At 71.0% G+C, this 13,858-nt stretch carries 12 protein-coding genes; 1 reads left to right on the top strand and 11 read right to left on the bottom strand.

The features are described from left to right. Positions 1 to 1,218 (top strand): FtsX-like permease family protein (locus JL475_RS17925; protein ID WP_307825084.1); only part of this gene is annotated, 1,218 nt, incomplete at its 5' end. Positions 1,219 to 1,243: 25 nt separating this feature from the next. Here JL475_RS17925 and JL475_RS17920 read toward each other — a convergent pair. The 11 genes from JL475_RS17920 to uvrC all read right to left on the bottom strand — a co-directional run bounded on the left by JL475_RS17920 (position 1,244) and on the right by uvrC (position 13,758). Then, complete coding sequence (locus tag JL475_RS17920; protein WP_202278722.1) at positions 1,244 to 2,173, bottom strand: hypothetical protein; 930 nt, start codon at positions 2,171 to 2,173, stop codon at positions 1,244 to 1,246. Positions 2,174 to 2,263: 90 nt separating this feature from the next. Next, a complete protein-coding gene (pgi, locus tag JL475_RS17915; protein WP_202278721.1) occupies positions 2,264 to 3,919 on the bottom strand; it encodes a glucose-6-phosphate isomerase in 1,656 nt (551 codons plus the stop codon). A 252-nt stretch (positions 3,920 to 4,171) separates the two neighbouring features. After that, a complete protein-coding gene (locus tag JL475_RS17910) occupies positions 4,172 to 4,507 on the bottom strand; it encodes an RNA polymerase-binding protein RbpA (RefSeq protein ID WP_078649359.1) in 336 nt (111 codons plus the stop codon). 221 nt (positions 4,508 to 4,728) lie between these two features. Continuing rightward, the gene (secG, locus tag JL475_RS17905) at positions 4,729 to 4,959 is read right to left on the bottom strand and encodes a preprotein translocase subunit SecG (protein WP_181383631.1); all 231 of its coding nucleotides are present in this window, start codon (positions 4,957 to 4,959) and stop codon (positions 4,729 to 4,731) included. A gap of 113 nt (positions 4,960 to 5,072) precedes the next feature. After that, positions 5,073 to 5,828, bottom strand: coding sequence for a triose-phosphate isomerase (gene tpiA, locus JL475_RS17900; protein ID WP_219933638.1), 756 nt, complete (start codon positions 5,826 to 5,828; stop codon positions 5,073 to 5,075). Between the two features lie 39 nt (positions 5,829 to 5,867). Continuing rightward, a complete protein-coding gene (gene pgk, locus JL475_RS17895; protein WP_202278720.1) occupies positions 5,868 to 7,079 on the bottom strand; it encodes a phosphoglycerate kinase in 1,212 nt (403 codons plus the stop codon). 158 nt (positions 7,080 to 7,237) lie between these two features. Next, positions 7,238 to 8,245: a type I glyceraldehyde-3-phosphate dehydrogenase gene (gene gap, locus JL475_RS17890; RefSeq protein WP_109380029.1), complete on the bottom strand. Its 1,008-nt coding sequence runs from the start codon at positions 8,243 to 8,245 to the stop codon at positions 7,238 to 7,240. A gap of 308 nt (positions 8,246 to 8,553) precedes the next feature. Then, complete coding sequence (whiA, locus tag JL475_RS17885) at positions 8,554 to 9,543, bottom strand: DNA-binding protein WhiA (RefSeq protein ID WP_202278719.1); 990 nt, start codon at positions 9,541 to 9,543, stop codon at positions 8,554 to 8,556. Next, positions 9,534 to 10,604 carry a uridine diphosphate-N-acetylglucosamine-binding protein YvcK gene (gene yvcK / locus JL475_RS17880; protein ID WP_202278718.1) on the bottom strand — a complete coding sequence of 357 codons (1,071 nt, stop codon included), beginning with the start codon at positions 10,602 to 10,604 and terminating at the stop codon, positions 9,534 to 9,536. The genes whiA and yvcK overlap by 10 nt, the downstream gene beginning before the upstream one ends. After that, a complete protein-coding gene (gene rapZ / locus JL475_RS17875; protein ID WP_237407440.1) occupies positions 10,601 to 11,623 on the bottom strand; it encodes an RNase adapter RapZ in 1,023 nt (340 codons plus the stop codon). Before rapZ ends, yvcK begins: the two co-directional genes overlap by 4 nt. Then, a complete protein-coding gene (gene uvrC, locus JL475_RS17870; protein WP_202278717.1) occupies positions 11,620 to 13,758 on the bottom strand; it encodes an excinuclease ABC subunit UvrC in 2,139 nt (712 codons plus the stop codon). The genes rapZ and uvrC overlap by 4 nt, the downstream gene beginning before the upstream one ends. Positions 13,759 to 13,858: the final 100 nt, after the last annotated feature.

Below are 13,858 nucleotides of genomic sequence, written 5' to 3'. Positions count from 1 at the left end.
CATCAGGTCACCCTGCTGTGCGGGGGCCCGGCGACCCCCGTCCGCGACTACCGCGTGGTGTCGGCGGGCGGGCTGACGGGCGTGGCGCGGCGGGCGCTCGGGGCGCGGGTGCCGCCCGCACTGGTCCTCGGCTGGCACAAGGCGTTCACCCGCCGCCCGCGTGCGCTGGGCACGGTGGCCAGGCTGACCCTGCCGCTGCTGCTGATCGTGGTGGCGCTGAGCGCGTGGACCACCATCGACCGCTTCCAGAGCAGCCCGGAGCGGATGGGACTGCCCACCGCGCTCAGCGTCCGTGCGGACGCCTCGCTCAGTGACGGTCAGGCCCGCGCCCTGCTGGAGCGCGATCCGCAGGTCGCCGCCGCCCACCCGGGCGTCGAGGTGGCCGCCCTGGTGCCCGGCCAGACCGCCACGATCGCCCTGCGCGGCTACGGCACCCACCGGGAGCCGTACCCGTTCGCCCTGGCCGAGGGCCGCGCGGCGCACGGGCCCGACGAAGCGGTGGCCGGGCAGGGACTGCTCGACCTGCTGCACGTCCAGGTCGGCGACTGGGTGCGCATGACCGTCGGCGACCGGCCGCAGATCCTGCACATCGTCGGCCGCAGCATCGAACCGGAGAACGCCGGCCGGACCATCTCCACCTCGCTCGACACCCTCCGCGGCAACGACCCCGACCTGCGGCCGACCCTCTACCAGCTCCGGCTGGACCCCGGCGCGGACCCGCGGGCCGTCGCCGACCGGCTGACCGGGGCCGGGGGCGGCCTGCTCGACGTGCACACCGTGACCAACCCGGCCGACGGCCTGTCCCCGTTGCGCGCGGTCGTCCTCGGTCTGATCGCCGTGCTCGCCCTGATCGGGCTGGTCGAACTGCTCACCGCGATCGGCGGCACGGTCCGCGAGGGCGAACGGGACCTGCTCGCGCTCAAGGCCATCGGCCTCTCCCCGCGGCAGATCACCGCGATCACGGTCACGGCCACCGCCGGCACGGCACTGGCCGCCGTGCTCGTCGCCCTGGCCCTGGGGCTGCCGCTGGCGCACTGGCTGATCGACGAGCAGGGGAGGTCGAGCGGCATCGGCGCCGGTATCGCCCGGGGGCCCTCCCCCGCGCTCCTGCTGCTGCTCGGCGCCGCCGCGGTGCTGGGCGCCGCAGCCCTGGCCGCCCTCCCGGCCGCCCGCGCGGCCCGCCGCCGCCTCGCGGACACGCTGAGCGCGGTGGCCTGACACCGGCGCCGGGGCGCCCCGGCCGTCAGCCTCCGTAGGGGTGACGCCGCGGTGGGTACGGCGGCTGCGGAGGCGGGGCGTACGGATGCCGCGGGCCGGATGCGTACGGGTTGCCGCCCGTCACGGGCGGATGCGGGTGGCTGTAGGGGTTCCCCTGCGGCGGTACGTGCGGCAGCCCGGCCGGCGGCATCGGCGGGGTGCCGGGGGCGGGCGGGAGGCTTGCCGGGTGCGTGCCGAGCCGGATGCCGTAGTGCCGCCTGAGCCGGCTCGTCTCCAGCAGTGCGATGGCCGTGACGGTGACCGGGGCGCCCAGGATGAAGACGACGCCCATGGTGAGGCTGAGCCCGTGCAGGTCACCGGTGACCAGGTCGGGGACGGCCATCAGCCAGCTGGTGACGGTGGCGAGCAGGGCAGGCAGCGAACGGTGCACGGCGGCCGTGCCGAAGAAGTTGCCGGAGACCCGCACCGCTCCCCAGACCACGAAGACGACCATCCACAGCAGCACCCCGGCGGTGACCAGGGACAGCAGCACGCCCCCCGACGTGCCCGACGCCTGCGTCAGCAGGACCATCGCCATCACGCAGCCGATGAACAGCAGGAGCAGCTTGAGGGAGTTGAGCAGCGGGGCCCGCAACTGCCGCACGGTACCGGTGCGCCGCCAGACGAGGAGCATCACACCGACCGTGAGCGGGGTGAGGATCAGCAGGACCGCGGAGGCGGTCATCGTGTTCTCCAGCAGCTCCGTGAAGTCGAAACCGCCCTGGACGAAGGTGTAGACACCGAGCGACGCGACCACCCCGGCGACGACCCGCACACGCTTGAGCCGCTCGATGGACGAATCGAGCGAAGCCGGGATCCAGGCGGGGTGGAACACCACCCTTGCGACCTTCCAGGGCCTCAGAAAGGACGAGGCCGTGAACTCGCCGCCTGTCCAACTTCCCCGCATACGTGGCACTTCGTGTTCCCCCCGGGCGTCCGCCTGCATGATCGCCGGGGATTCTACGGGAAGCGGACGGCGCCCTGCCGCCCGCTTCCCGCACCGTGCTCACCGCCGGCCGCGCAGCTCCCGGTAGGTGGCGACCAGGGCCTGGGTGGAGGCGTCCAGGCCCGGCACGCCGACGCCTTCGGTGAGCGCGGGCTCGACGCGCTTGGCGAGCACCTTGCCCAGCTCGACGCCCCACTGGTCGAAGGAGTCGATGTTCCAGATCGCGCCCTGCACGAACACCTTGTGCTCGTAGAGGGCGACGAGCTGACCGAGGACGGACGGCGTCAGCTCACGCGCGAGGATGGTGGTCGTGGGGTGGTCGCCCTTGAAGGTCTTGTGCGGCACCAGTTCCTCGGGCACGCCCTCGCCGCGCACCTCGTCCGGGGTCTTGCCGAACGCCAGGGCCTGCGTCTGGGCGAAGAAGTTGGCCATCAGCAGGTCGTGCTGTGCCTTCAGGTCGTCGCTCAGCTCGGCGACCGGCTCGGCGAAGCCGATGAAGTCCGCCGGGATCAGCTTCGTGCCCTGGTGGATCAGCTGGTAGTAGGCGTGCTGCCCGTTGGTGCCGGGCGTGCCCCAGACGACGGGGCCGGTCTGCCACCGGACCTCGTGCCCGTCCCGGCCGACGTACTTGCCGTTGGACTCCATGTCGAGCTGCTGGAGATAGGCGGTGAACTTCGACAGGTAGTGCGAGTACGGCAGCACCGCGTGCGACTGGGCACCCAGGAAGTTGCCGTACCAGACGCCCAACAGGCCCAGCAGGAGCGGCACGTTGGACTCGGCGGGAGCCGTCCGGAAGTGCTCGTCGACGAGCCGGAACCCGTCGAGCATCTCCCGGAAGCGGTCCGGGCCGATGGCGATCATCAGGGACAGGCCGATCGCCGAGTCGTACGAGTAGCGCCCGCCGACCCAGTCCCAGAACTCGAACATGTTGGCCGTGTCGATGCCGAAGTCGGCGACCTTCTCCGCGTTCGTCGACAGGGCGACGAAGTGCTTGGCCACGGCGGCCTCTTCACCGCCCAGCGCGTTCAGCAGCCAGGTCCGGGCGGAGGTGGCGTTGGTGACCGTCTCGATGGTGGTGAAGGTCTTGGACGCGATGATGAACAGCGTCTCGGCCGGGTCCAGGTCGCGGGTGGCCTCGTGCAGGTCGGCGCCGTCCACGTTGGACACGAAGCGCACCGTGAGGTCGCGGTCGGTGTAGGCGCGCAGCGCCTCGTACGCCATCGCGGGACCGAGGTCCGAGCCGCCGATGCCGACGTTGACCACGGTGCGGATGCGCTTGCCGGTGTAGCCGGTCCACTCCCCGGAGCGGACCCGGTCCGCGAAGTCGGCCATCTTGTCGAGGACCTCGTGCACACCCGGTACGACGTTCTCCCCGTCGACCTCGATCACCGCGTCCCGCGGCGCCCGGAGCGCGGTGTGCAGGACGGCCCGGTCCTCGGTGGTGTTGATCCGCTCACCGCGGAACATGGCGTCGCGCAGTCCGAACACATCGGTGGCCGAGGCCAGTTCACGCAACAACCGGAGGGTCTCGTCGGTGACGAGGTGCTTGGAGTAGTCGATGTACAGGTCACCGACCCGGAGGGTGTACGCGGTGCCGCGGTCGGGAGCGGCGGCGAACACCTCGCGCAACCGCACGTCCCCGAGCTGCTCCCGGTGCTTCGCCAGTGCGGTCCACTCGGGGGTCTGGTCGAGCCTGGTACGGCCGTCTGCGTTCATCTCGGACTCAGCCTTCTTCCTTGCTGCCTGTGCTGCGTATCCGCCCCGCTGCCGGTTCCAACCTAATGGAGCAGCGTGGACGTGACCTGTCGTGCCCCCGTCGTGGGGCTTGACAACAGATACGGGCGTCCGGCCCCCGGGTATCAGCACGGCGACAGGCGGGACGGCCGACGGGGCCGCGGGCAGGAGGAAGAAGCCGGCCGTGAACGACGCGGCCGACCGTCGGTACGACTACGGCGACTACCGCAACTGCTAGATCTCGCCCCGCAGTTTGGCGAGTGCCTCGGCGAGGATCGCCTCACCGTCCGCGTCGCTGCGCCGCTCGCGCACATAGGCGAGGTGCGTCTTGTACGGCTCGGTACGGGGCGGGTCCGGGGGGTTCTCACGGTCCTGACCGGCCGGAAAGCCACAGCGGGGGCAGTCCCAGGTATCGGGCACCTGCGCGTCGCTCGCGAAGCTCGGCTGGGTCTCGTGCCCGTTGGAGCACCAGAAGGAGATGCGCAGCCGCGGCGCGGACTCGCCGCGCTCGGCCTCGCCCATCGGCCCCGCCCCGACCCGGCTTCCCCGGATCGCGTTGCCACTTGCCACGGTCGTAACTCCCTGCGTGATGGTGCGGCGAAACGAGTCGGCGTTCCGCTTCGCTGCGAGCGCCTCAGTCTACGTAAGGCCCAACGCGCGTCCAGTCATTGGAGTTACCGCTCCCCCATCCAGACGCAAGCCCCATGATAGGCCGCGCTGTGCTGCGCGTACCGGACATGGGGCCTTACGTGTGGAATGCGTACCCGATGCGTACGGACTGTTCTCCCGGGTCAGCTGTTCGTCTTCATCATGATGCCCAGCACGATGATGCACGCGACCCAGAGCAGACCCACCACGAGGGTGATCCGGTCGAGGTTGCGCTCGGCGACCGAGGAGCCGCCGACGGAGGACTGCATGCCGCCACCGAACATGTCGGAGAGGCCGCCGCCCTTTCCCTTGTGCATCAGCACCAGCAGCATCAGCAACAGGCTGAAGACGATCAGGGCGATCGAGAACCCCAGAACCACGGCTGGACCAACTTCCTCGGATTCGGATGGACGACGCGGGGCCCGGTACAGGACCGGACCCCGCAAGGGTACGACGGATCGCCGCTAGCGCATACTCACTGCCCGGCTCACTGGTCGCGGAAGCGGACGATCTTGACGAACTCGTCCGCGTCCAGCGAGGCACCGCCGACGAGGGCGCCGTCGATGTCGGCCTGCGCCATGATCTCGGCGACGTTGCCGGACTTGACCGAGCCGCCGTACTGGATGCGGACCTGGTCGGCGACGTCCTGCGAGTACAGCTCGGCGAGCTTGCCGCGGATGGCCGCGCAGACCTCCTGGGCGTCCCCGGCGCCGCAGACCTTGCCGGTGCCGATGGCCCAGACGGGCTCGTAGGCGATCACGACGGACTCGGCCTGCTCGGCGGGGAGGTCCTTCAGACCGCCCTCGACCTGGGCGAGGGTGTGGGCGACGTGGTTGCCGGCCTCGCGGACGGACAGTTCCTCGCCGACGCACAGGATCGGGGTGATGCCGTGCTTGAACGCGGCCTTGACCTTGGCGTTCACCAGTTCGTCGGTCTCGCCGTGGTACTGCCTGCGCTCGGAGTGCCCGACCGCCACGTACGTGCACTTCAGCTTGGACAGCATCGGGCCGGAGATCTCACCGGTGTAGGCGCCGCCGTCGTGCGCCGAGATGTCCTGGGCGCCGTACTTGATCTTCAGCTTGTCGCCGTCGACGAGGGTCTGGACGGAGCGCAGGTCGGTGAAGGGCGGCAGGACGGCGACCTCGACGGCCTCGTAGTCCGTGTCGGCCAGGGCGAAGGCGAGCTTCTGGACGTGGGCGATGGCCTCGAGGTGGTTGAGGTTCATCTTCCAGTTGCCCGCCATCAGCGGCGTGCGGCCTTTTTCAGCAGCGGTCATTGAGGGTCAGTCCTCCAGTGCGGCGAGGCCGGGGAGCGTCTTGCCCTCGAGGTATTCGAGGGAGGCGCCGCCTCCGGTCGAGATGTGGCCGAATGCCTTTTCGTCGAAGCCCAGGATGCGTACGGCCGCGGCGGAGTCGCCACCGCCGACCACGGTGTAGCCCGGGGAGTCGAGAAGGGCCTGGGCGACCGCCTTGGTGCCCTCGGCGTAGTCGGGGTGCTCGAAGACGCCCATGGGGCCGTTCCAGAAGACGGTGGCCGCGTCGGCGAGCTTCGAGGCGTACAGGGTGCGGGTCTCGGGACCGATGTCCAGACCCTGCCGGTCGGCCGGGATGGCGTTCGCGGCGACGGTGACGGGATGGGCCGGAGCCTTGGTCTTCAGGTCCGGGAACTCCTCGGCGACCAGCGTGTCGACCGGCAGCACCAGCTCCACGCCGTTCTTCTCGGCGCGTTCCAGGTACTCGGTGACGGCGGGCAGCTGGTCCTCCTGGAGCAGCGACGTGCCGATCTCGTAGCCCTTGGCCTTGAGGAAGGTGTACGCCATGCCGCCGCCGATGAGGATGCGGTCGGCCTTGCCGAGCAGTTCGTCGATGACGGCGAGCTTGTCGGAGACCTTGGCGCCGCCGAGGGCCACCACGTAGGGCCGCTCGACCTCGTCGGTGAGCTTCTTCAGGACGCCGACCTCGGTGGCGATGAGGAAGCCCGCGGCGTGCGGCAGGCGCGCCGGGAGGTCGTACACGGACGCGTGCTTGCGGTGCACCGCACCGAAGCCGTCACCCACGTAGAGGTCGGCGAGTGCGGCGAGCCGGTCGGCGAAGGCCCCGCGCTCGGCGTCGTCCTTGGCGGTCTCGCCGGCGTTGAAGCGCAGGTTCTCGAGGACCGCGACCTGTCCGTCGGCGAGGCCCGCGACGGTGGCGGTGGCGGAGTCGCCGACCGTGTCCGTCGCGAACGCCACGTCGGCGCCGAGGAGTTCACCGAGACGCGTGGCGGCCGGGGCGAGCGAGAAGGCGGGGTCCGGGGCGCCCTTGGGGCGGCCCAGGTGCGAGGCGACGACCACGCGGGCGCCCGCGTCGGCGAGGGCCCTGACGGTGGGCAGCACGGCGCGGATACGGCCGTCGTCGGTGATGGTGGTGCCGTCCAGCGGCACGTTGAGGTCGGCGCGGACGAAGACCCGCCTGCCCGCGACCCCTTCGGAGAGGAGTTCGTCGATCGTCTTCATGAGGGGACTCCTGGAAAAGAGCTGAAGAGAGCTTGTGTTCGCTCGTGATCGCTCGTGATCGGAAGAGGTCGACTGCTCCGATACGTGCGTCAGGGCTCGGACAGCGCTGTGGCGCGCCGGCCGAGCCCTGCACTCATATCAGGCGGTCTGCTCCACGATCAGAGCTGGTTGCCGACGAAGACCGTGAGGTCGACGAGGCGGTTGGAGTAGCCCCACTCGTTGTCGTACCAGCCGATGATCTTCACGCTCTTGCCGTCCTGGACCATGGTCAGGGACGAGTCGAACGTGCAGGACACCGGGGCGTTGACGATGTCGGAGGAGACGATCGGGTCCTCGGTGTACTCGAGGAGGCCCTTGAGCTCGCCCTCCGCGGCCTTCTGGAAGGCGGCGTTGACCTCTTCCTTGGTGACCTCGCGGCTGAGCTCGACGACCAGGTCGGTGACCGAGCCGGTCGGGACCGGGACGCGCATCGCGATGCCGTCCAGCTTGCCCTTGAGCTGCGGCAGCACCAGGGCGGTGGCCTTCGCGGCACCGGTGGTCGTCGGGATGATGTTCTCGGCGGCGGCACGGGCGCGGCGCAGGTCCTTGTGCGGGAAGTCCAGGATGCGCTGGTCGTTCGTGTACGCGTGCACCGTCGTCATCAGGCCCTTGACGATGCCGAAGTTCTCGTCGAGCACCTTCGCCATCGGCGCCACGCAGTTGGTGGTGCAGGAGGCGTTGGAGATGACGTGGTGGTTCGCCGGGTCGTACTTGTCCTGGTTGACGCCCATCACGATGGTGACGTCCTCATCCTTGGCCGGAGCCGAGATGATGACCTTCTTGGCGCCACCGGCGATGTGCTTCTCGGCGTCCGCCTTCTTGGTGAAGATGCCGGTCGACTCGATGACGACGTCGACGCCCAGCTCGCCCCACGGGATGTCCGCGGGGTTGCGCTCCGAGAGCACCTTGATCGTCTTGCCGTCCACGGTGATCGTGTCGGCGGTGTGGGAGACCTCCTGCTTGAGGCGCCCAAGAATGGTGTCGTACTTCAGCAGGTGGGCAGTGGTCGCGGTGTCACCCAGGTCGTTGACCGCCACGATCTCGATGTCTGCGCCCTGCTCGAGCAATGCGCGGAAGTAGTTCCGACCGATGCGGCCAAACCCGTTGATGCCTACGCGGATCGTCACGAACCGATCTCCTCGTTGGTGCGCCGGCTCAAGTCGCCGGCGAGCTGTATGGGATGTCCCCGACCACCCCCGACCCTACCTCTCCGGGGCTCCGGCCGTGACATTGAGTCGACGCATACCCGGCACGACGCCCTTTACCCGTCAGTAAGGCATGGACCGCCCAGTCCGACGCACCTTGCGGGCCCCCCGTCGGGGTCCTGCGGCCCCTTCCGGCTCGACCGGAAACCTCCGGGCCCCCTTGACGACCGCCGGCCGGCCGTGTGCACGGCCGGCCGGCGGCGGGTGGGTCAGAGGTCAGGGGTCAGGGGTCAGCCGACGAGGTTGTCGGCGAGTTCCTCGCCGATGTTGGCCTCCGTGCCCGGGATGCCGAGGTCGGCGGCGCGCTTGTCGGCCATGGCGAGCAGCCGGCGGATCCGCCCGGCGACGGCGTCCTTGGTCAGCGGCGGGTCGGCGAGCGCGCCCAGTTCCTCCAGGGAGGCCTGCTTGTGCTCCATGCGCAGCCGGCCGGCCGCGGCGAGGTGCTCCGGGACGTCGTCGGCGAGGATCTCCAGGGCACGCTGCACCCGGGCACCGGCGGCGACGGCCGCGCGGGCCGAGCGGCGCAGGTTGGCGTCGTCGAAGTTGGCCAGCCGGTTCGCCGTGGCGCGCACCTCGCGGCGCATCCGGCGCTCCTCCCAGGCCAGCACCGAGTCGTGGGCGCCGAGCCGGGTGAGCAGGGCACCGATCGCGTCGCCGTCACGGACGACGACCCGGTCCACGCCGCGCACCTCGCGGGCCTTGGCGCCGATCGACAGCCGGCGGGCGGCACCGACCAGGGCGAGCGCCGCCTCGGGGCCGGGGCAGGTCACCTCCAGGGAGGAGGAGCGGCCCGGCTCGGTGAGGGAGCCGTGCGCCAGGAAGGCCCCGCGCCAGGCCGCCTCGGCGTCGCAGGTGGCCCCCGAGACCACCTGCGGAGGCAGGCCGCGGATCGGGCGGCCCCGGCCGTCCACCAGGCCGGTCTGGCGGGCCAGCTGGTCGCCGCCCGCGACCACCCGGACAACATAGCGCGAGCCGCGGCGCAGCCCGCCCGGTGCCATCACGATCAGTTCGGATCTGTGGCCGAAGATCTCCAGGACGTCCCGCTTGAGGCGGCGGGCGGCCATCGCCGTGTCCAGCTCCGCCTCGATCACGATGCGCCCGCTCACCAGGTGAAGGCCGCCGGCGAACCGCAGCATGGCGGAGACCTCCGCCTTCCTGCAGCAGGTCCGGGTGACGGGGAGCCGGGAGACCTCGTCCTTCACCGCTGCCGTCATCGCCATGGGCCGATCCTTCCATGCATCCGAAAAATACGGTCGTACGCGGCGGCCAGCAGCTCCGGGTCGTGCCTGGGGCTTCCGTCGGGCCGGGCCACCGGCGCCAGTTCGACCGCGGCGCCGCCGAACCCCTTCGCGGCCTCGGTCAGCACATCGCGGTCGGGTACGGCGGCCTCGTCGGCCAGCACCACGTCCAGGGCGAGTTTAGGGGCGTGTCGCCCCAAAACCTCCAAATGACGCTGCGGGGAGAAGCCCTCGGTTTCTCCGGGCTGCGGGGCGAGGTTCAGGGAGAGCACCCGGCGCGCCTTCGTCTCGACGAGCGCCTCCAGCAGTTCGGGCACCAGGAGGTGCGGGATGACCGAGGAGAACCAGGAACCGGGGCCGAGCACCACCCAGTCGGCGTCGAGGACCGCCGCGACCGCCTCGGGGACGGCGGGCGGGTCGTTCGGCACGAGGTGCACGGACTGCACCTCGCCGGGGGTGAGGGCGACGGTCGCCTGGCCCCGGACGGTCTCCACGGCGTCCGGACGCTCGGGGTCGTGCCCCTTGACCAGCGCCTGGAGCTCCAGCGGCACGGCGGACATGGGCAGCACCCGCCCGTGCGCGCCGAGCAGTCGGCCGACCAGGTCCAGGGCCTGGACGTGGTCGCCGAGCTGCTCCCACAGGGCGACGATCAGCAGGTTGCCGACCGCGTGCTCGTGCAGGTCGCCCTTGGACTGGAAGCGGTGCTGGATGACCCGGGCCCAGGTCTGGCCCCAGTCGTCGTCGCCGCACAGCGCGGCCAGCGCCTTGCGCAGATCGCCGGGCGGCAGCACGCCCAGTTCGTCGCGCAGCCGCCCGCTGGAGCCGCCGTCGTCGGCCACGGTGACGACGGCGGTGAGGTCGCCGGTGATCCGGCGCAGCGCGGCGAGCGAGGCGGACAGCCCCATGCCGCCGCCGAGGGCCACCACCTTGGGCTGGGCGCCACGGCGTCGCGGCTTGGCCCCACGGGCCTCGACCGGTCGGCCGACGCGCCCTTCGGGCTGCGCCCGGCGCAGCCGGTTCAGCCGCGGAGTACGCACGGTCATTCCCGGCCCATGTCCCGGTGGACGACCACCGTCTCCACGCCCTCCGCGGCGAGGCGGGCGGCGAGCTTCTCCGACATGGCGACCGAACGGTGCTTGCCACCGGTGCAGCCGACGGCGATGGTCACATAGCGCTTGCCCTCACGGCGGTAGCCCGCGGCGATCAGCCGCAGCAGCTCGGCGTACCGGTCGAGGAACTCCTTGGCGCCGGGCTGGTTGAAGACGTACGCGGCCACCTCCTCGTGCCGGCCGGTGAAGGGTCGCAGCTCGGGGACCCAGTGCGGGTTGGGCAGGAACCGCATGTCCACCACCAGGTCGGCGTCGACCGGGAGGCCGTACTTGAAGCCGAAGGACATCACGGTGGCCCGCAGCTCGGGCTCCTCGTCACCGGCGAACTGGGCGTCCATCTTGGCGCGCAGCTCGTGCACGTTGAGGCTGGAGGTGTCGATCACCAGGTCGGCGTCGCCGCGCAGTTCGCGCAGCAGTTCCCGCTCGGCGGCGATGCCGTCGACGATGCGGCCGTCGCCCTGGAGGGGGTGCGGGCGGCGCACCGACTCGAAGCGGCGCACCAGGGCTTCCTCGGAGGACTCCAGGAACACGATCCGCCGGGTGACGCCCCGGGTGTCGAGGTCGGCGAGCGACTCGCGGAGGTTGTCGAAGAAGCGCCGGCCGCGGACGTCGACGACGACCGCGATCCGGGCCACATTGCCCTGGGAGCGGGCGCCGAGCTCCACCATGGTGGGGATCAGCGCGGGCGGGAGGTTGTCGACGACGAACCAGCCCAGGTCCTCCAGACACTTCGCGGCCGTGGAACGGCCGGCCCCGGACATGCCGGAGATGATCACCAGCTCGGGGATCGCCGTCTCGGCGCCCCCGGCCTTTTCCTTGCCCGTACTCACCTGTGCTCCGTCGTCCTGACGCGTCTCGTCGTGTGTGCCCCGGCCCGCGTCCTGTGCGGCGTCATGGGGTGTGCCATGGGATGTCTCACGGCCTGCGTTCCGGTGTGTCTCGTGCTCGGTCATCTCTCCAGCCCCCGTCGGTCGTCCGGGGCGCCCGCGGACACGGGCTCCCCGGGGGAACCCGGTGTCTTCCCGGGTTCTTCCACGTCATCCATGATCTCGCCCGTCGCCGTGTTCACGGCGGGGGCGGCCGGGGCCGCCCCGGCGAGGGCCACGGCGATCACCTCGGCCGTCTTGCGACCTATGCCCGGCACTTCACAGATCTGCTCGATCGTCGCCGAGCGAAGCTTCTTCACCGACCCGAAGTGCTTGATCAGCGCCTGCTTGCGGGTGTCGCCGAGGCCCGGCACCTCGTCCAGCGGACCGGACCGGAAGCGTTTGGCCCGCTTGACCCGCTGATAGCCGATGGCGAAGCGGTGGGCCTCGTCACGGACGCGCTGGAGCAGGTAGAGGCCCTCACTGGTGCGGGGCAGCACCACCGGGTCGTCGTCGTCCGGCAGCCACACCTCCTCCAGCCGCTTGGCGAGGCCGCACACGGCAATGTCGTCGATGCCGAGCTCGTCCAGGGCCCTGCGGGCCGCCGCCACCTGGGGAGCGCCGCCGTCGACGACCACGAGCTGGGGCGGGTAGGCGAAGCGTCTGGGGCGGCCGTCGTCCTCGGTGAGCGTGCTCGCGGGCGGTTCACCGGGGCTGCCGGCGGGGGTGCCGTCCGCTCCGTCGGTCACGCCGGTGGCTGTCCCGGTGCCGGCGGTCACACCGGCAGTCGCCTCGGTGCCGCCGGTCCACTCGCCGGTCCTCTCCTTGTCGGCGAGGTAGCGCCGGAAGCGGCGGGTGATCACCTCGTGCATGGAGCGGACGTCGTCCTGTCCGGCGAAGCTCTTGATCTGGAAGCGGCGGTACTCGCTCTTGCGGGCCAGCCCGTCCTCGAAGACGACCATGGAGGCCACGACGTCGTCGCCCTGGAGGTGCGAGATGTCGTAGCACTCGATCCGCAGCGGGGCACCGTCCAGGTCGAGCGCGTCGGCGATCTCCTCCAGCGCGCGCGAGCGCGTGGTGAGGTCGGAGGCGCGCCTGGTCTTGTGCAGGGCGAGAGCCTGCTGGGCGTTGCGCTGCACGGTCTCCATCAGGGCCCGCTTGTCCCCGCGCTGCGGGACCCGCAGGGAGACGCCCGACCCGCGCCGCCCGGTGAGCCACTCCTGGACCGGCTCCACCGGGTCGGGCAGCGCGGGGACCAGGACCTCCTTCGGGACGGCGTCGCCGGTCTCCTCCCCGTACAGCTGCTGCAGGGCGTGCTCCACGAGGGCGCTGGTGGTGATCTCCTCCACCTTGTCGGTGACCCAGCCGCGCTGGCCGCGCACGCGTCCGCCGCGGACGTGGAAGATCTGGACGGCCGCCTCCAGCTCGTCCTCGGCGACCGCGATCAGGTCGGCGTCGGTCGCGTCGGCGAGTACGACGGCGCTCTTCTCCATGGCCTTCTTCAGGGCGCCGATGTCGTCACGCAGCCGGGCGGCCCGCTCGTACTCCATGTCCTCGGCCGCCTCGGTCATCCGCTGCTCCAGGCGGCGCAGATAGGCGCCGGTGCGGCCGGCCATGAAGTCGCAGAACTCCTCGGCGAGCTCGCGGTGCTCCTCGGCGGAGACCCGGTCCACGCAGGGCGCCGAGCACTTGCCGATGTAGCCGAGCAGGCAGGGGCGGCCGGTGCGGGCGGCGTTCTTGAACACACCGGCCGAGCAGGTGCGCACCGGGAAGACCCGCAGCAGCAGGTCCACGGTGTCGCGGATCGCCCACGCGTGCCCGTACGGACCGAAGTACCGGACGCCCTTCTTCTTGTGACCCCGCATCACCTGCACGCGCGGGAACTCCTCGTTCATCGTCACCGCGAGGTACGGGTAGCTCTTGTCGTCGCGGTACTTGACGTTGAACCGGGGGTCGTACTCCTTGATCCAGGAGTACTCCAGCTGGAGCGCCTCGACCTCCGTGGACACCACCGTCCACTCCACGGAGGCGGCCGTGGTGACCATGGTGCGGGTGCGCGGGTGGAGCCCGGCGAGGTCCTGGAAGTAGTTCGCCAGGCGCTGGCGCAGGCTCTTCGCCTTTCCGACGTAGATCACCCGGCGGTGCTCGTCGCGGAACCGGTAGACCCCCGGCGAGTCGGGGATCTCACCCGGTTTGGGGCGGTAGCTGGAGGGGTCGGCCATGTCTCACACCCTACTGGCGAAGACCGACACCGCGGCGGGGTCGCGGAACCGCCGGGCGGGCGTCGCTCCGGAAGGTTACGGCCGCCGGGAAGCGGGAAGG

Origin of the sequence: Streptomyces sp. M2CJ-2 (assembly GCF_016757295.1) — a bacterium.
GTDB lineage: Bacteria > Actinomycetota > Actinomycetes > Streptomycetales > Streptomycetaceae > Streptomyces.
The sequence above is the reverse complement of the archived record's forward strand: the minus strand, read 5'-3'. Positions and strand labels throughout refer to the sequence as shown.